Below are 16,195 nucleotides of genomic sequence, written 5' to 3'. Positions count from 1 at the left end.
ACACGAGTCACCCCGGTGCTCTACCGCCGGTACGGATCCAAAGCCATGTCCGCGCCCGGAGGCGCGCGACACACCTCGGCATTCTGCGGTTGGCATGGCTTCAAAGCCGTGTCCACATTCGGAGTCGCCTCGACGCTTGTCTGCCGTTGCCGTTCCGCGGCCGCGTCTGTCCTCAGCAGCGCGCAACTCACTCCGGCATTCGGCTTCGATTCCGAAGCCGTGACGCCAACCGTGTGTCGGACCACTTCGGTCGCCCTCTCGGAGGCGTGGTGACGTGGGGCGATGGCGTGAAAGGGGAGGGCGGAATGTGGTGGTCGTCTGGGTTTGGGACCATGGTCACGGTAACAAGCGCTTGATGGGGGCCGGATGAGTGAGCGGGATGTGCGGACGCGGCGTGCCTACTCGGCCCAGAAGGTCACCGATCTCGGTGACGGGGTGTGGAGCGTGCCGGTGCCCATACCGGGCAATCCGCTCGGGTACACGCTCGTCTACGCCGTCGAGTCGCCCACCGGGCCGGTCCTGATCGACGCCGGGTGGAACCACCCCGAGGCGTTCCAGGCGCTCGAGAGCGGGCTCGGGCAGGCGGGCATCGCGCTCGCCGACGTGCGCGGGGTCGTCGTGACGCACTACCACCCCGACCACGCCGGGCTCGCCGGGCAGGTCAGGGAGGCGTCCGGCGGGTGGATCGCGATGCACGAGGCCGACGCCGAGATGGTGCGCATGTTCCACGACATGGCGGCCGCCGAGGATCGTCCACGGATGCAGACCGACATGCTGCGCCGGGCGGGCGCCTCGCCCGAGGAACTGCCGGCCGCCATCATGGACGCCCCCACGCCCCCCGCGATCCCCGACGTCCACCTGGCCGACGGCGCGCTCGTCGACGTGCCGGGGCGGCGGTTGCGGACCGTCTGGACCCCCGGGCACTCCCCCGGGCACATCTGTCTCCATCTCGAAGACGGTGATCGGGTCTTCACCGGTGACCACGTGCTGCCGGGCATCACTCCCCATATCGGGATGTATCCCTACGATCGCACCGATATCGACCCACTCGGCGAGTTCCTGGCCTCCCTCGACAAGATCGCCATGTTCGGCCCGTTGGAGGCCCTCCCCGCCCACGAGTGGACGTTCGCCGACGTCGCCGCCCGCGCCGGAGAGATCGCCGATCACCACGAGGACAAGCTGACCAAGCTGCTGGCCTCGATGGTCGAGGCCGACCGGCCGCTGACGATCTGGACCGCCGCGTCGCTCATGACCTGGAACCGGCGCTGGGAGGACCTGGCCCCGATGTTGCGCGGGATGGCCGCCGGGGAGGCCGCGGCGCACCTGCGGACACTGGAGGTGCGGGGATTGGTCAGGCGCACGGGAGGTGATCCGGTCACGTTCGTCGTACACTCCTAGACATCGGATGTCTGAGGGTGGGTGCGAGGCGTGGCGGTAACCGATACGGCGATAGACCGGATCAAAGACATGATCCTCAACGGAGAGCTGGCGCCGGGAGCCCGGCTCCCCAAAGAGGCCGACCTCGCCGAACGGCTCGGACTCTCCCGGAACTCCCTGCGTGAGGCGGTGCGCGCGCTCGCGCTGATCAACGTCCTCGACGTGCGCCAGGGCGACGGCACCTACGTCACCAGCCTCGAACCCCGCCTGCTCCTCGACGCCCTCTCGTTCGTGGTCGACTTCCACCGCGACGACACCGTGCTTCAGTTCTTCGAGGTCCGCCGCATCCTCGAACCCGCCGCCACCTCCAAGGCCGCCGTCAACATGACCGACGCCGGCATCGAGGAACTCCGCAAGATCCTCGACTCCCTCCCCGAGAACCCCACGGTCGAACAGCTGGTCGCCAACGACCTCGAGTTCCACCAGCGCATCGCCGAGGGCTCCGGCAACGCGGTCCTCTGCTCCCTGATCGAGAGCCTGTCGGGCCCGACGACCCGGGCCCGCATCTGGCGCGGCCTGACCCAGTCGAACGCCCCGAGCAAGACCCTCGACCAGCACTACGCCATCTACGGCGCGATAGCGGCCCGCCAGCCCGAGGTGGCCCACTCGTGGGCGACGGTCCACATCGCCGACGTGGAGTCGTGGCTGCGTCAGGCACTCTGACGTTCAGCGAGTCCCACGAAGCGCGCCCGCCCTCTTGAAACGGGCGCGCTTCCGCCTTGTACGCCCCGTCTCTTGCGAACAGGTGCGCTTTCGCCTGGCACGCCCTCGTCAGGTCGCGCCCAGCCCTTACACACGGGCGCGCTTCCGTTTTGCACACCCCGGGGCGCGCCCGCCCCTCGCGAACGGGCACGTTTCCGTCTCACACACCCCAGATCGCACACCTCTCACGAACCGGACGCGCTTCCACTTGAACGCGGTCGCCAAATCACGCAACCCCTCACGAACGGGCACGCTTCCGTCGCGCACAGCCCTATGAGCGGGCGCCCTTTCGTCTTGCACGCTCTTCCGTGTCGCGCCCCATCTCTTGAGAGAGATAGCGCTCTCGTGCACGCTTGGGCCTGCCCTCGAAGGCTGTGCGCCCTCCGGCCAGCCGAGGGCGCTCATTTCTCGTGCGCAGCCGTCCCCTCCTACGCGCCCTCGGTTTGCACACCACCGTTCTCGTATTCAGGCAAAGCGTGGAGCCACCCGATGCGCGCGATGTCCGCAGACTCACGTCATATGCCGCGCCCGCCACAGGATCGGGCCAGCGAGAGCAGCCACCCGGCAGGGCCTGTCGTGCCGGGCATCTGCCCGTGATCGGAGACTCCACGACAGCCCGACGCCGGGCCTCACACCTTCGACGACGGCCGTTGGGGGCGGACCGCGCCCTGGAAGCGTTTCATCCAGACCGGGGCTGCCAGGACCTCGACGCGTTTGACGACGTCTCCCGTCTTGGGAGCGTGGATCATGTCGCCATCCCCCGCGTAGAGGCCGACGTGGGACGGGTCGGTCTTCGTCGCGCCGAAGAACAGCAGGTCGCCGGGGAGCAGGTCCTTGGTCTGCACGGATTTGCCCTGTTTGATCTGGGTGCCCGTGTAATGCCCCAGGGTCACGCCGGCCTTGGCCCAGGCCGCGAGGGTCAGACCCGAACAGTCGAAGCCGACCCGGCCCGCCCCCTTGCCGACGCCCCGGCTCGGCCCGTTGGCGTTGCCGCCGCCCCACACGTAGGGAATGCCGAGCCACTTGGTCGCGGCCCGCAACGCGATCGCTCCGGGGGTGGCGTCGCGGGGGGTGGTGTTCTCACCGTCCTTGCGCGGCTCGCGGTCATCCCGCTTCTTTCGGGGCTCGACGTCGACGCCGGGAGGCTCCTCCGACTTGCTCCGGGGACCGCGATCGTCAGACCTCGGTTTCCCGCCCTCGGGCTGCGAGCTGGTTTCCTCCTGCGGAGAACGCACCTCCGGGTCGAGAGTGACCACGCCGTCCTGCCCCGGACGCGCGACCCCGTCGAGGACGGCCCCACGATCCTGACCCGGTCGCGCACCCCCGTCCACGAGGGCGCCGCCAGCCTGACGCGGGCGCGCACCCCCGTCCACAAGAGCGCCGCCGTTCTGGGGCGGACGCGCGCCTCCGTCCACCAGCGCCCCGCCGTCTTGGAGCGGGCGCACACCCCCGTCTGCGGCTGACCCGCGCTCCTGACCCGGCCAGGTACGACCGTCGAGGATGGGCCAGCCGTCCTGCAGCGGGCGCCCTCCCCACGTCGAGGGGCGAGGGCCTCGGTCGGACGGGCCGAAGACGCCCCCGACGGTCTCACCGGGCTCGGCGAAGGGCTCGGCGAAGGCGAAGTCGTCCCAGGCTTCGGCCCACGGCCCATCGGCGGCCCACGGGTCGAAGCCGTCCCACTCCGGCGGCGGCCACGTGTGGCCCCAGCGTTCGGCCAGTTCGGCCAGGTCGATCAGTTCGTCCAGCTCGTCAGGTTCGTCCAGGTTGACGTACCGGAAGGAGGCCGGTGCCGGGCACGGCAGCGGCTCCGCGCCCGGGTGGGGGGTGCAGAGGATGGCGGTGAGGAGCGTTGTGAGCATCCGGAACTCCTGGGTCGGGAAAGACAGGGCGACCCAAGAGTCCGGGGGGTAACGCTGAGCGCGCGTCCTTGAACGCCGTTCTGTGGATAACCGCTTATGGCTTCAGGCGGTACACCTTCTGTGCCGTCGACTCGTAGATGTACGACTGTTCGTCTCCGCTCAGCCCACTGGTGAAATCCTTAGTTGTCTCCACTACCTCGCCATACGTCGCGGCAAGGAGGCAGACGGGCCAGTCTGAGCCGAACATGACCCTTTCCGCGCCGAAATATTCCAGCACGTGCTCCACGTAGGGCTGGAGCTGACCGGGGGTCCAGTCGGTCCAGCTGGCTTCGGTCACCAGGCCGGAGATCTTGCACGTCACGTTGTCGAGTTCGGCCAGGCCCTCGATCTCGGTCGCCCACGGTTCCATCAGCCCGCTGGCGACGGGCGGTTTGGCGGCGTGGTCGAGCACGAACCGGGCGTCGGGCAGGTCGGCCACGACCTGGCGGGCCGTCTTGAGCTGGTGGACGAGCACCAGCAGGTCGTACGCCAGCCCGGCCGACGCGACCGCGCGCAGGCCGCGCACGACGTCGGGGCGGGCCAGCCACTCGGGGTCGGGTTCGTCCTGGACCTGGTGGCGGATGCCGACCAGCAGGTGGCCTCCCGGGCCCTCCCGCAGTTCGGCCAGGACGTCGGCGACGTCGGGGGCGGTCAGGTCGACCCAGCCCACGACGCCCTTGATGAGTCCGTCGGACTCCAGCGCCGTCCGCAGGAACTCGCGGGTCTCCTCGACCGAGGAGACGGTCTGCACGAGCACGGTGCCGGTGGCGCCGGTGGCCCGCAGTTCGGGCAGGCCGAAGGGGCGCCTGATCGGCGCGAGCGCCGCGCCGGACATCCACGGGTAGTCGCGGCGGGACGGGTCCCAAAGGTGGTGATGCGCGTCGATCATGGTCAGAACCCCAGCTCCTCCCACAGAGCCTCGGGAACGGGCCGGGCGGCCAGTTCCATGTTCCCCCGAACCTCCTGCACGGATCTCATGCCCATGACGACCGTCGTCACCGCCGGGTGACGCAGCGGGAACGCCATGGCGGCCTGCGGCAGGGTCACGCCGTGCTTCTCGCACAGGTCGGCGATCTCCCGGGCGCGGGCGAGCACGTCGTCGGGGGCGGGCGCGTAGTTGAACGTGCCCCCGACGAGGTCGTGGCGGGCCAGCAGGCCGCTGTTGAAGACGCCTCCGGCGACCACCGACACGCCGCGCCGGACGCACAGCGGAAGCAGTTCGGCGGCGGCCGACTGGTCGAGCAGCGTGTGGCGGCCGGCCAGCAGGACAGTGTCGATGTCGGTCTCGCGGACGAAGTCGGCCAGCATCGGCCACTGGTTCATGCCGACGCCGACGGCCTTCACGACACCCTGGTCGCGGAGCTCCGCCAGGGCGGGGAACGCCTCCCCGACGGCTTGCGCCCAGTGGTGGTCGGGGTCGTGGATGAGGGCGACGTCGATGGAGTCGAGGCCGAGCCGTTCGAGCGACTCCTCCAGCGAGCGCAGCACGCCGTCGCGGGAGAAGTCCCAGACCCGGGTGTGGGTCTTCGGCACGTCGAAGCCGTCGTCGTCCTTGCCCACGCCGTCGGCCGGCACGAGCAGCCGGCCGACCTTCGTGGAGAGCACGAACTCGCCGCGCGGCTTGCCCGCCAGCACCTTCCCGAGCCGGCGCTCCGACAGGCCGAGCCCGTAGTGGGGCGCGGTGTCGAAGTAGCGGATCCCCGCGTCCCACGCCGCCTCGATCGTCGCCGACGCGTCGTCGTCGGTGAGGGCGGTGAAGAGGTTGCCTATCGGGGCGGCACCGAAGCCGTAGGTCGTCGTCACGCCGAAAACCGTAGAGAACGGAGCCCTCGGACGTACAGCCCCCGACATCTCCCACACTTTGTGCAGAGGCCCGGCGGACGGGTCGAAGTCGCCGTCGAGGTGGCGGTTCATCTGTTTCTGCCAGGCTTGGTTGATCGGGTCGCCGGCCAGCCGCGCCTGGAAGCCGGCGTAGTCGACGACCTCGACGTAGTGGAACAGGTCGAGGCCGTCGCGCCAGATCCGCCACACGCGGGCGCCGGCCTCGCGCATCGCCCGGTCGAGGCCGGGCAGCAGCCGCGCGTGCTCGGCGTCGTAGGCGGCCTCGCTGCCGGGCTTGAGCCGGGTGCGCAGGGCGATGCGCTGCATGTGTCAGCTCCTCGGCCGCAGGCGCAGGCCCTGCATGCCGCCGTCGACCGCCAGCGAGGTGCCGGTGGTGGCGGAGGCGAGCGGGCTGGCCAGGTAGGCCACCGCGTGGGCGACCTCCTCGGCGGAGACCAGGCGGCCCATCGGCTGGCGGGCGTTCAGCGCGGCCCGCTCGGCGGCCGGGTCGGCGGCGGCGTCGAGCAGCCGGCCGACCCACGGGGTGTCGGCGGTGCCCGGGTTGACGCAGTTGACCCTGATCCCGTCCTGTACGTGGTCGGCCGCCATCGCCAGCGTCAGCGAGTAGACGGCGCCCTTCGTCGCGCTGTAGAGCGCCCGCTGGGGCAACCCGGCCGTGGCCGCGATCGAGCAGGTGTTGACGATCGCGGCGTGGCCCGACTCGCGCAGGTGGGGCAGGGCGGCCCGGGTGACCCGGACCATGCCGACGACGTTGACGTCGTACACCCGCAACCATTCGGCGTCGTCGTTGTCGGCGACCGTGCCGGCCGCGCCGATCCCGGCGTTGTTGACGACGATGTCGAGCCCGCCGAGCTGCTCGGCGGCGGACGCGACGGCCGCGCGCACCGAGGCGTCGTCGGACACGTCGGCCTTGACGCCCACGAACGGGTCGCCGGGCGGGTTGAGGTCGAGGCAGGCCACGCGGGCGCCGCGCTCGGTCAGCAGCGTGGCGATGGCCAGGCCGATGCCCTGGCCGCCGCCGGTCACCAGGGCCCTGAGGCCCGCGAACTCGCTCATGCGTCCCTCCAGACCGGCCCGTCGGGGAACAGGTGGGCCGCGATCGACTCGGGCCGCATCTCGGCGCTGAACCCGGGCGCGGTCGGGGCCCGGTAGACGCCGTTCTCCACGACGACCGGGTCGGTGAAGTGCTCGTGCAGATGGTCGACGTACTCGATGACGCGGTTCTCCATGGTTCCGGTCACCGACACATAGTCGAACATCGACAGGTGCTGCACCAGTTCGCACAGGCCGACGCCGCCGGCGTGCGGGCAGACCGGCACGCCGAACTTGGCGGCCAGCAGCAGGATCGCGATGTTCTCGTTCACACCCGCGACGCGGGCGGCGTCCAGCTGGAGGTAGGAGAGCGCGCGCTTCTGCAGCAGCTGCTTGAAGATCACCCGGTTCTGGACGTGCTCGCCGGTGGCCACCGGGATCGGCGCGATGGCGCGCGCGATGGTGGCGTGGCCGAGCACGTCGTCGGGGCTGGTCGGCTCCTCGACCCAGTGGGGCGAGTAGGGGCTGAGCTCCTTGATCCAGTGGATCGCCGCGCCGACGTCCCAGCGCTGGTTGGCGTCGATGGCGATCGGGAAGCCCTCGCCGCAGACCTCGCGGGCGATGCGCATGCGGCGCACGTCGTCTTCCAGGTCGGCGCCGACCTTCAGCTTGATCTGCTTGAAGCCGTCGTCGAGGGCCTCCTTGCAGAGGCGGCGCAGCTTCTCGTCGTCGTAGCCGAGCCAGCCGGGCGAGGTCGTGTACGCCGGGTAGCCGGTCTCCAGCAGCTTCTCGATGCGCTCGGCGCGGCCGGGCTCGGCGCGGCGCAGGATCTCCAGCGCCTCGTCGGGGGTGAGCTCGTCGCCGATGTAGCGGAAGTCGACCAGGCCGACGATCTCCTCGGGCGACATCTCGGCCAGCAGCCGCCACAGGGGCTTGCCCTCGCGCTTGGCCTTCAGGTCCCACAGGGCGTTGACGACCGCGCTGATCGCCATGTGCATGACGCCCTTCTCGGGGCCCAGCCAGCGGAGCTGGCTGTCGTACACCATCTCCTTGTAGAGGGCGCCGAGGTCGCTGACGTCGCGGCCGAGCACGTAGGGCTCCAGCGCGCGGATCGCGGCGGTCTGGATGTCGTTGCCCCGGCCGATCGTGAACGCGAAGCCGTGGCCCTCGCACTCGCCGTCGGAGAGCACGACGTAGGCGGCCGAGTAGTCGGGGTCGGGGTTCATCGCGTCGGAGCCGTCGAGCTCCAGCGACGTCGGGAACCGGATGTCGAAGGTCTGGAACGACTGGATGGGCGGGTGGATCGGACGGGCCGTGGTCACGCCTGACCCACCGTCTGCCGCTGCCGGCCGAGACCGTCGATCTCGAGCTCCATGACGTCGCCTTCCTTCAGGTAGGGATGCAGGCCGCTCAGGGCGACCCCGGCGGGTGTGCCGGTGTTGATCACGTCCCCGGGTTCGAGGACCATGAACTGGCTGAGGTAACGCACGATCTCGGCCACGCCGAAGATCATGTTCTTGGTGTCGCCGTTCTGCTTCAGGTCGCCGTTCACCCAGAGGCGCAGCCCGAGCGCCTGGGGGTCGGCGACCTCGTCGGCGGTGACGAGCCACGGCCCGAGCGGCTGGAAGGTCTCGCAGGACTTGCCCTTGTCCCACTGACCGCCGCGCTCCAGCTGGAACTCCCGCTCCGACACGTCGTTGGAGACCGTGTAGCCGGCGACGGCCGCCAGCGCCTCCTCGTGCGAGGCGAGGTAGCGGCAGGTCGCGCCGATCACGATGGCGAGTTCGACTTCCCAGTCGGTCTTCACGCTGGCGCGGGGCACCAGGACCTCGTCGAAAGGTCCGACGACTGTGTTGGGGGCCTTCATGAAGACCACCGGCTCGGTCGGAACGGCGGCACCGGACTCCTCCGCGTGGTCGCGGTAGTTCAGTCCAATGCATACGATCTTTCCGGGCCGCGCGATGGGCGGACCGATACGCAGACCGTCCTGGTCGAGCTCCGGAAGGGGGTCGCCGGCCAGTGCCGCACGGACCCGGTCGAGGCCGCCCGAGGCGAAGAAGTCCGGGGTGAAATCGGCTCCGTTGAGGAATTCGCCCAGGTCGAGCAGCCGCTCGTCGTCTGTGAGCACGGCCGGGCGTTCCGCGCCTTTTCCACCTACTCGAAGCAGCCTCACGACTCCCCCTATACATCCGATGTTTGCATGAGGAAGCCTGATGCCCCGCCTGCCTCCATGTCAAGCTCAGACATCGGATGACCTGTAAGGCCGGAAAACATGCTTGGCTAGAACACGTTCCACCGTCACTTCCGCCCAACGATGATCGGGTGATCAGATGCACATCGACCTCGTCGACATGGATCGGTACGCGGCCTCCGGCGCCCCCCACGACCAGTTCGCCTGGTTGCGGGCCAACGCCCCGGTGTTCCGCCACGAGGGCGGGCAGATGGAGGGCTGGCCGCCCTTCTGGGCGCTGACCAAGCACTCCGACGTGGTGCACGTGTCGCGGCGCAGCGACCTGTTCTCCTCCCACCGGCGGCTGGCGCTGTTCCCGGAGCCGGGCGAGGCGGAGATCGAACTCCAGCGGCTGATGATGCTGAACCAGGACCCGCCGGAGCACACCCGCCGCCGCTCGCTGGTCAACCGCGGCTTCACCCCGCGCGCCATCTCCAAGCTGGAAGACCACATCCGCGACATCTGCCACGAACTCATCGACGAGGCCAAGGCGAAGCCGAGCGTCGACTTCGTCCGCGACATCGCCGCGCCGCTTCCCCTGTACGTCATCTGCGAGCTCCTCGGCGCGCCGGTCGAAGACCGGGCCAAGCTCTTCGAGTGGTCCAACCGCATGATCGGCATGGACGACCCCGACTACTCGGCCAGCCCGGAAGAGGGCCAGATGGCCCCGATGGAGGTCTACGCCTACGCCAACCAGCTGGCCGAGGCCCGCCGCGACGACCCCCGCGACGACCTGGTGACCAAGTTGCTCCAGCCCGGCGACGACGGCGAGGAGCTGAGCGTCGAGGAGTTCGACCTGTTCGTGCTGCTCCTGGTGGTGGCCGGCAACGAGACCACCCGCAACGCGGCCTCGGGCGGCATGCTGACCCTCTTCGAGAACCCCGGCGAGTGGGCCAAACTCGTCGCCGACCCGTCGGTGGCGAAGACGGCGGCCGACGAGATCGTCCGGTGGGTGGCCCCCGTCAACCTGTTCAAGCGCACGGCCACCCAGGACATGGAGCTGCGCGGCCAGCAGATCAAGGAGGGCGACAAGGTCGTCATCTTCTACGCCGGCGCCAACCGCGACGAGGAGGTCTTCGCCGACCCGGACGTCTTCGACGTCACCCGCGACCCCAACCCCCAGCTCGGCTTCGGCGGCGGCGGCGCCCACTTCTGCCTCGGCAACCACCTCGCCAAGATGGAGCTCCGCGTGCTGTTCGAGGTCCTGTCGGAGCGCGTCCCGAAGATCCAGCAGGCCGGCGAGGCCCGCCGCCTGAGGTCCTACTTCATCAACGGCATCAAGGACCTGCCGGTATCTCTCTAGCCCTGTTGATGGCCGCGCCTGTCTGACTGCCGCGCCTCCGCGCGGCGGCTCGCGTGTCTACTGCCGCGCCTCCGGCGCGGCGGCTCGCCCGCCTCATGCCCGTGCCTTCCCTCGTCGCTCCGGTTCGCTTCGCTCTCCTGCGCTCCTCAGTCCAGGCACGGGCGCGGGCGAGCAAGTCCCCCATACGACTGAGGGAAGGCGCCTGGCGTGGTCAGCAGGCGGCGAGGGTGGTGTAGGAGTCGGGGACGGCCACGGCGCCGAGGAGCGGCGAGAAGTACAGGACGTCCTTGACGGCGAAGGCGTAGGTGCCCTGGCCCTTGCACGCGAAGGTGAAGATCTGGTCGACGGCGACGCGGCCCTTGGGGTCGCTGGCCGCGCCGAACGGCCCCGACACGAGAAGATTGCCGTTCCGCTGGATCTCGAACCTGCCCCTGACCGAGCAGGGAACGGCGGTCCAGAAAGGCGCGGCGATCCGGCAGTCGGCCGTCAGGGTGCCGTGGGGCCAGTTGCCGTCTTCCAGGCAGAGCCGCCACACCACACTGGCGACACCCTTCCGCACTTCGAGCTGGGGCCCGCAGCCGGAGGCCCGAGCCTGGGCCGGCGATGTCGGCAGCGCCAAGAGCGCCGAACCGAGCACGATCAGCGACAGAACGTGTTTTCCCATGCACAAAAAGTAGCGATCTTCGGTGCCCGGTTCCCGATTAGTCGTTACGGCACGCCAAGAACCTGAGTCGTATGGGGGACGTGCTCGCCCGCGCCCGTGCCTGGACTGAGGAGCGCAGGAGAGCGAAGCGAACCGGAGCGACGAGGGAAGGCACGGGCATGAAGCGGGCGAGCCGCCGCGCCGGAGGCGCGGCCATCAACACAGCGAGCCGCCGCGCCGGAGGCGCGGCCATCAACACAGCGAGCCGCCGCGCCGGAGGCGCGGCCAAAGACACGCGCGGCCGCCTCACGGCCAGGAGGAGTCTTGGGGGTCGCCGCCTTCGCTCAGGAGGCGGAGGTCCGACTCGACCATCATCGCGATCAGCTCTTCGAACGGCACCGTCGGCTCCCAGCCGAGCTGGGTGCGGGCCTTCTTCGGGTCGGCGCAGAGCAGGTCGACCTCGGCCGGGCGGTGCAGCGTCTGGTCGGCGACGACGTAGCGTTCCCAGTCGAGGCCGGCCGCCGCGAAGGCCGCCTCGACGAGTTCGCGCACCGACTGGGTGCGGCCGGTGCCGATGACGTAGTCCTCCGGCTTGGCGGCCTGGAGCATCAGGTGCATAGCCCGGACGTAGTCGCCCGCGAAGCCCCAGTCGCGGCGGGCCTCCAGGTTGCCGAGGCGCAGCTCGGTGGCCAGGCCCAGTTTGATGCGGGCCACGCCGAGCGACACCTTGCGGGTGACGAACTCGGCTCCCCGGCGGGGCGACTCGTGGTTGAACAGGATGCCGGAGACGGCGTACATGCCGTAGGACTCGCGGTAGTTCTGGGTGAGGAAGTGGCCGTAGGCCTTGGCCACGCCGTAGGGCGAGCGCGGGTGGAAGGGCGTGACCTCGGTCTGCGGGGTCTCGCGGACCTGGCCGAACATCTCCGACGACGACGCCTGGTAGAAGCGGATCTCGCCGCCGCGCGAGGAGCAGACGCGGATCGCCTCCAGCATGCGCAGCACGCCCATGCCGGTGACCTCGGCGGTCAGTTCGGCCTGCTCCCACGACATGGGCACGAACGAGATGGCGCCCAGGTTGTAGACCTCGTCGGGCCGGACCTTCTCGACGGCCGAGATGAGCGACCCCTGGTCGAGCAGGTCGCCCCGGACCAGGTGGATGTTCTTCGGCAGCCGGGCGACGCGCGGGTTCGACTGGCCGCGGACCAGCCCCCACACCTCGTAGCCCTCGGCGAGCAGGTGTTCGGCGAGATAGGAGCCGTCCTGACCGGTGATGCCCGTGATCAACGCGCGTCTGGCCAACACGTCCTCCTCCGTACGCGAACTTTGTAGGCGAATGTACCCCGAAGGCCCTGACCGGGCCGCATTCGTAGAACACGTTCCACCGAACGGCATTCCACCCGCCTAGGCTAAGGTCATCTCAGGTGCCCCTACAGGGGCGGAAAGGGGTGCTTCGGGGTGGAGAGGCTGCGCGTCGCACTGCTGTCCTATCGCAGCAAACCCACCTGCGGCGGTCAGGGGGTGTATCTCCGCCACATCACCCGCGAGCTCGTGGCGATGGGTCACCACGTCGAGGTGTTCTCTGGTCAGCCCTATCCGGAGCTCGACGAGGGCGTGATCCTGAACAAGGTCCCGAGCCTCGACCTCTACCGGGACGAAGACCCTTTTCGCACTCCCAAGCTGGGCGAATACCGCGACTGGATCGACCTCCTCGAAGTCGGCACGATGTGGACGGCCGGCTTCCCCGAGCCGCTGACCTTCAGCCTCCGGGCCTACCGGGCGCTCAAGGAGCGGATCGGCGACTTCGACGTCGTCCAGGACAACCAGACGCTCGGATACGGCGTGCTGGGCATCCAGAAGCACTTCCCGGTGGTGGGCACGATCCACCACCCCATCAGCGTCGACCGGCGGATCGAACTGGCCGCCGCCGAGGGCTGGATGAAGGTCTCCAAACGGCGCTGGTACGGCTTCGTCCGCATGCAGGCCTACGTCGCCGCGCGGCTCAAGCCGATCCTGACCGTCAGCGAGTCGTCGGTGGCCGACATCCACCGCGACTTCCGCGTGCCGCAGTCGAACCTGCGCCTGATCCCGCTCGGCGTGGACACCCGGTTCTTCCACCCCCGCCCCGAGCTGCCCAAGCGCAAGGGCTCGATCGTGGCGGTGGCCAGCGCCGACTCCCCTATGAAGGGGGTCGCGACGCTCCTGCGCGCGGTCGCCAAGCTCTCCACCGAACGCGACGTGAACCTGACCGTCGTCAGCAAGCCGACCCCCGGCGGCCCGACCGAACAGCTCGTGGCAGAGCTCTCGCTGCACGACCGGGTGCGGTTCGTCCACGGCATCTCCGACGACGAGCTCGGCGAGCTGATCGCCACCTCCGAGATCTCCGTGGTCCCGTCCCTGTACGAGGGCTTCTCGCTCCCCGCCGTGGAGCACATGGCCTGCGGGACCCCGCTGATCGCGTCCCGGACCGGCGCCCTGCCCGAAGTGGTGGGCGACGCCGCGGTCCAGGTCGCCCCGGGCGACCCCGAGGAGCTGGCCGCCACGTTGCGCCGCCTGATCGACTCCCCCGACCTGCGGGAGGAGTACGGCAAGCGCGGCTTCGACCGCGTCATGGAGCGTTACGCGTGGCCCGTCGTGGCGCGCAAGACCGTTGAGGCCTACCGCGAGGCCATCGCCGCGCGCTGACCCGAAGGGTTCCCCGAGAGATGCTGACCGTCGATTTCGCCCGGCTGCCCGTCGGGCCCGGAGACCGTGTGCTCGACCTGGGCGCCGGTGGCGGCAGGCACGCCTTCGAGGTGCTGCGCCGGGGCGCCGACGTGGTCGCCTTCGACCTCGACCCGGCCGAGATGGAGTCGGTGGCGGCGATGTTCGCGGCCATGGACAAGGAGGGCGAGGTCCCCTACGGCGCGACCGCCGAGACCGTGGTCGGCACCGCGCTCGACATGCCCTTCCCCGACGCGTCGTTCGACCGGGTGATCGCCTCGGAGGTGCTGGAGCACATCCCCGAAGACATGGCGGCGATGCAGGAGATCGTCCGGGTGCTGAAGCCCGGCGGGCTGCTGGCCGTGACCGTGCCGGCCTTCCTGCCCGAGCGGGTCTGCTGGGCGCTCTCCGAGGCCTACCACACGGCCCCCGGCGGCCACATCCGGATCTACACGCTGGCCGAGTTGTCGGCCAAGCTCAAGTCGTCGGGCCTGGAGATCGGCGACCACCACCACGCCCACGGGCTGCACACGCCCTACTGGTGGATCAAGTGCGCCGTCGGGGTCGACAACAACGACCACCCGATCGCCAAGGCCTACCACGAGCTGCTGGTGTGGGACATCATGAAGCGCCCCGCCGTCACCCGGATCGCCGAGCAGATCCTCAACCCGGTGATCGGCAAGAGCGTGGTCCTCTACGCCCGGAAGCCCGCATGATCCCGGCGGTGCCCGGGGTCGTGACCGGCGACGAGATCGCCGCCACCGCAGCCAGCATCGCCGCCGTCCAGCTGCCCGACGGGGGCGTGCCGTGGCCCGAGGGTCACGTCGACGCCTGGAACCACGTCGAGTGCCTGATGGCGATGACCGCGGTCGGGCTGCGCGAGGCGTCGGCGCGCGGCTGGGAGTGGATCAGGCGGCACCAGCGGCCCGACGGCTCGTGGCCGATGAAGGTGCTGAACGGCGAGCCGCTCGAAGACCGGGGCGAGTCGAACCACGCGGCCTACGTGGCCGTCGGGGTCTGGCACGACCTGCTGGTCACCGGCGACGAGGCGTTCGCCCGGGAGATGTGGCCGGCGGTCGGCCGGGCCCTCGACTTCGTGACCGGGCTGCAGACCCGGCGCGGCGAGATCGTCTGGGAGGCGGCGCCCGGCTCCTACGCGCTGCTGACCGGCTGTTCGTCCATCTACCAGGGCCTGCGCTGCGGGGTGCGGCTGGCCGAACGCCTGGGCGACCCCCGGCCCGACTGGGAGCTGGCGGCCGACCGGCTGGGCCACGTGCTGCGGGAGCACCCCGAGGCGTTCGCCGACAAGAGCCGCTTCTCGATGGACTGGTACTACCCGGTGCTCGGCGGCGCCCTGCGCGGCGAGCGGGCGCTGCGCCGCCTCGACGACGACTGGGACCGCTTCGCGGTGGCCGGCCTCGGCATCCGCTGCGTCTCCGACCAGCCGTGGGTGACGGGCGCCGAGTCGTGCGAGCTGGTGCTGACCCTCGACGCGGTCGGCGACGACGACCGGGCCCTGAAGGTCTTCACCGAGATGCAGCACCTGCGCCACCCCGACGGCGGCTACTGGACCGGCTGGCAGTTCGTGAACGAGCGCCACTTCCCGAACGAGCGGTCGGCGTACACGGCGGCGGCGGTGGTCCTGGCCGCCGACGCGCTGTCGCGCACCACCCCGGCCAACGGCGTCTTCCGCGACGCGGGCGGCTTCGCCGAAGACCGGGCCTCGGCCGACTGCGGCTGCCAGCGGGCGGCCTCGCGCGCCTAGACCCTCTCCAGGGCCCGCAGGGAGCCGGTCACCCGGACCTCCTTGAAACCCTCGTCGAGGGCTCTGCGATAGATCTTGTACGGCGCCTGCCCGCCGTCGGCCGGATCGGGATAAACGTCATGGAAGATCAGCACTCCGCCCGGCACCACGTGGGGCGCCCAGCCCTCGTAGTCGCGGGTCACCGGGTCTTCGGAGTGGCCGCCGTCGACGAACAGCAGGCCCAGTGGGGTGTGCCAGTGGGCCGCCACGGTCGCCGACGCGCCGACGACCGCGACGACGACGTCTTCGAGACCGGCCGTGGCGATGGTGGTGCGGAAGAAGGGCAGCGAGTCCATCCGGCCGAAGCGGGGGTCGACCAGGGTGGGGTCGTGGTGGGCCCAGCCGGGCTGGATCTCCTCGGAGCCCCGGTGGTGGTCGACCGTGAACAGCACCGTGCCGGCCTCGCGGGCGGCGGCGCCCAGGTAGACGGCCGACTTGCCGCAGTAGGAGCCGATCTCGGCCATGGGGCCGCGGGAGCCGTACAGGCGACCGAGCTCGTAGAGGGCCTGGCCCTCGTCGGGGGGCATGAATCCTTTGGCCCGCTCGGCGGTGTGCCGCAAAAGTGCCGGCATCGGAGGGTGTGTCACCCGCCCGAGACTACCCT

The 16,195-nt window shown here is 70.2% G+C and carries 15 protein-coding genes; 6 read left to right on the top strand and 9 right to left on the bottom strand.

The window, feature by feature from the left end:
- Window positions 1-366: 366 nt before the first annotated feature.
- Entirely contained in the window at window positions 367-1,398 is a 1,032-nt protein-coding gene (locus AW271_RS35125) for an MBL fold metallo-hydrolase (RefSeq protein WP_062342127.1), read from the top strand.
- A gap of 21 nt (window positions 1,399-1,419) precedes the next feature.
- Window positions 1,420-2,100, top strand: a complete 681-nt coding sequence (locus tag AW271_RS35120) for a FadR/GntR family transcriptional regulator (RefSeq protein WP_369408512.1) — start codon at window positions 1,420-1,422, stop codon at window positions 2,098-2,100.
- Window positions 2,101-2,768: 668 nt separating this feature from the next.
- Here AW271_RS35120 and AW271_RS41750 read toward each other — a convergent pair.
- From AW271_RS41750 to AW271_RS35090, 6 genes are all read right to left on the bottom strand, one after another.
- Window positions 2,769-3,998 carry a C40 family peptidase gene (locus tag AW271_RS41750; protein ID WP_062342125.1) on the bottom strand — a complete coding sequence of 410 codons (1,230 nt, stop codon included), beginning with the start codon at window positions 3,996-3,998 and terminating at the stop codon, window positions 2,769-2,771.
- Window positions 3,999-4,092: 94 nt separating this feature from the next.
- Window positions 4,093-4,926, bottom strand: a complete 834-nt coding sequence (locus AW271_RS35110) for an amidohydrolase family protein (protein WP_062342123.1) — start codon at window positions 4,924-4,926, stop codon at window positions 4,093-4,095.
- Between the two features lie 2 nt (window positions 4,927-4,928).
- Window positions 4,929-6,185, bottom strand: coding sequence for an aldo/keto reductase (locus AW271_RS35105; RefSeq protein ID WP_083977688.1), 1,257 nt, complete (start codon window positions 6,183-6,185; stop codon window positions 4,929-4,931).
- A 3-nt stretch (window positions 6,186-6,188) separates the two neighbouring features.
- On the bottom strand, window positions 6,189-6,935 hold the full coding sequence (locus AW271_RS35100) for an SDR family NAD(P)-dependent oxidoreductase (RefSeq protein ID WP_062342121.1): 747 nt from the start codon (window positions 6,933-6,935) through the stop codon (window positions 6,189-6,191).
- Window positions 6,932-8,233, bottom strand: coding sequence for an L-fuconate dehydratase (locus AW271_RS35095; protein ID WP_245653352.1), 1,302 nt, complete (start codon window positions 8,231-8,233; stop codon window positions 6,932-6,934). The genes AW271_RS35100 and AW271_RS35095 overlap by 4 nt, the downstream gene beginning before the upstream one ends.
- Entirely contained in the window at window positions 8,230-9,039 is an 810-nt protein-coding gene (locus AW271_RS35090) for a fumarylacetoacetate hydrolase family protein (RefSeq protein ID WP_439649022.1), read from the bottom strand. The genes AW271_RS35095 and AW271_RS35090 overlap by 4 nt, the downstream gene beginning before the upstream one ends.
- Window positions 9,040-9,241: 202 nt before the next feature.
- On the opposite strand from AW271_RS35090, the gene AW271_RS35085 reads away from it, so the two are divergent.
- Window positions 9,242-10,444 (top strand): cytochrome P450, encoded by a 1,203-nt coding sequence (locus AW271_RS35085; RefSeq protein ID WP_062342118.1) that lies wholly within the window; start codon window positions 9,242-9,244, stop codon window positions 10,442-10,444.
- Between the two features lie 211 nt (window positions 10,445-10,655).
- Here AW271_RS35085 and AW271_RS35080 read toward each other — a convergent pair whose 3' ends face one another.
- Both AW271_RS35080 and AW271_RS35075 read right to left on the bottom strand, forming a co-directional pair.
- On the bottom strand, window positions 10,656-11,108 hold the full coding sequence (locus tag AW271_RS35080; protein WP_062342116.1) for a hypothetical protein: 453 nt from the start codon (window positions 11,106-11,108) through the stop codon (window positions 10,656-10,658).
- Between the two features lie 285 nt (window positions 11,109-11,393).
- Window positions 11,394-12,386: a GDP-mannose 4,6-dehydratase gene (locus AW271_RS35075; protein WP_062342212.1), complete on the bottom strand. Its 993-nt coding sequence runs from the start codon at window positions 12,384-12,386 to the stop codon at window positions 11,394-11,396.
- A gap of 165 nt (window positions 12,387-12,551) precedes the next feature.
- Between AW271_RS35075 and AW271_RS35070 the strand changes: the two genes are divergently transcribed.
- Genes AW271_RS35070 through AW271_RS35060 form a run of 3 tightly spaced genes read left to right on the top strand, consistent with a single transcriptional unit; the run spans window position 12,552 to window position 15,552 of the window.
- Window positions 12,552-13,769 carry a glycosyltransferase family 4 protein gene (locus AW271_RS35070; protein ID WP_062342210.1) on the top strand — a complete coding sequence of 406 codons (1,218 nt, stop codon included), beginning with the start codon at window positions 12,552-12,554 and terminating at the stop codon, window positions 13,767-13,769.
- 20 nt (window positions 13,770-13,789) lie between these two features.
- Window positions 13,790-14,503 carry a class I SAM-dependent methyltransferase gene (locus AW271_RS35065; RefSeq protein ID WP_062342114.1) on the top strand — a complete coding sequence of 238 codons (714 nt, stop codon included), beginning with the start codon at window positions 13,790-13,792 and terminating at the stop codon, window positions 14,501-14,503.
- Window positions 14,500-15,552, top strand: coding sequence for a prenyltransferase (locus tag AW271_RS35060; RefSeq protein ID WP_062342112.1), 1,053 nt, complete (start codon window positions 14,500-14,502; stop codon window positions 15,550-15,552). The genes AW271_RS35065 and AW271_RS35060 overlap by 4 nt, the downstream gene beginning before the upstream one ends.
- Here AW271_RS35060 and AW271_RS35055 read toward each other — a convergent pair.
- Window positions 15,549-16,163, bottom strand: a complete 615-nt coding sequence (locus AW271_RS35055; protein ID WP_062342110.1) for a class I SAM-dependent methyltransferase — start codon at window positions 16,161-16,163, stop codon at window positions 15,549-15,551. The two genes, AW271_RS35060 and AW271_RS35055, sit on opposite strands and share 4 nt — an antisense overlap.
- Window positions 16,164-16,195 lie beyond the last annotated feature (32 nt).

Origin of the sequence: Herbidospora sakaeratensis (assembly GCF_001570525.1) — a bacterium.
GTDB lineage: Bacteria > Actinomycetota > Actinomycetes > Streptosporangiales > Streptosporangiaceae > Herbidospora > Herbidospora sakaeratensis.
The sequence above is the reverse complement of the archived record's forward strand: the minus strand, read 5'-3'. Positions and strand labels throughout refer to the sequence as shown.

Coding starts and splice junctions, on each gene's coding strand:
- AW271_RS35065 (WP_062342114.1), top strand. CDS start 13,790: ATGCTGACCGTCGATTTCGCCCGGCTGCCCGTCGGGCCCGGAGACCGT.
- AW271_RS41750 (WP_062342125.1), bottom strand. CDS start 3,998: ATGCTCACAACGCTCCTCACCGCCATCCTCTGCACCCCCCACCCGGGC.
- AW271_RS35125 (WP_062342127.1), top strand. CDS start 367: ATGAGTGAGCGGGATGTGCGGACGCGGCGTGCCTACTCGGCCCAGAAG.
- AW271_RS35055 (WP_062342110.1), bottom strand. CDS start 16,163: ATGCCGGCACTTTTGCGGCACACCGCCGAGCGGGCCAAAGGATTCATG.
- AW271_RS35110 (WP_062342123.1), bottom strand. CDS start 4,926: ATGATCGACGCGCATCACCACCTTTGGGACCCGTCCCGCCGCGACTAC.
- AW271_RS35080 (WP_062342116.1), bottom strand. CDS start 11,108: ATGGGAAAACACGTTCTGTCGCTGATCGTGCTCGGTTCGGCGCTCTTG.
- AW271_RS35060 (WP_062342112.1), top strand. CDS start 14,500: ATGATCCCGGCGGTGCCCGGGGTCGTGACCGGCGACGAGATCGCCGCC.
- AW271_RS35100 (WP_062342121.1), bottom strand. CDS start 6,935: ATGAGCGAGTTCGCGGGCCTCAGGGCCCTGGTGACCGGCGGCGGCCAG.
- AW271_RS35105 (WP_083977688.1), bottom strand. CDS start 6,185: ATGCAGCGCATCGCCCTGCGCACCCGGCTCAAGCCCGGCAGCGAGGCC.
- AW271_RS35085 (WP_062342118.1), top strand. CDS start 9,242: ATGCACATCGACCTCGTCGACATGGATCGGTACGCGGCCTCCGGCGCC.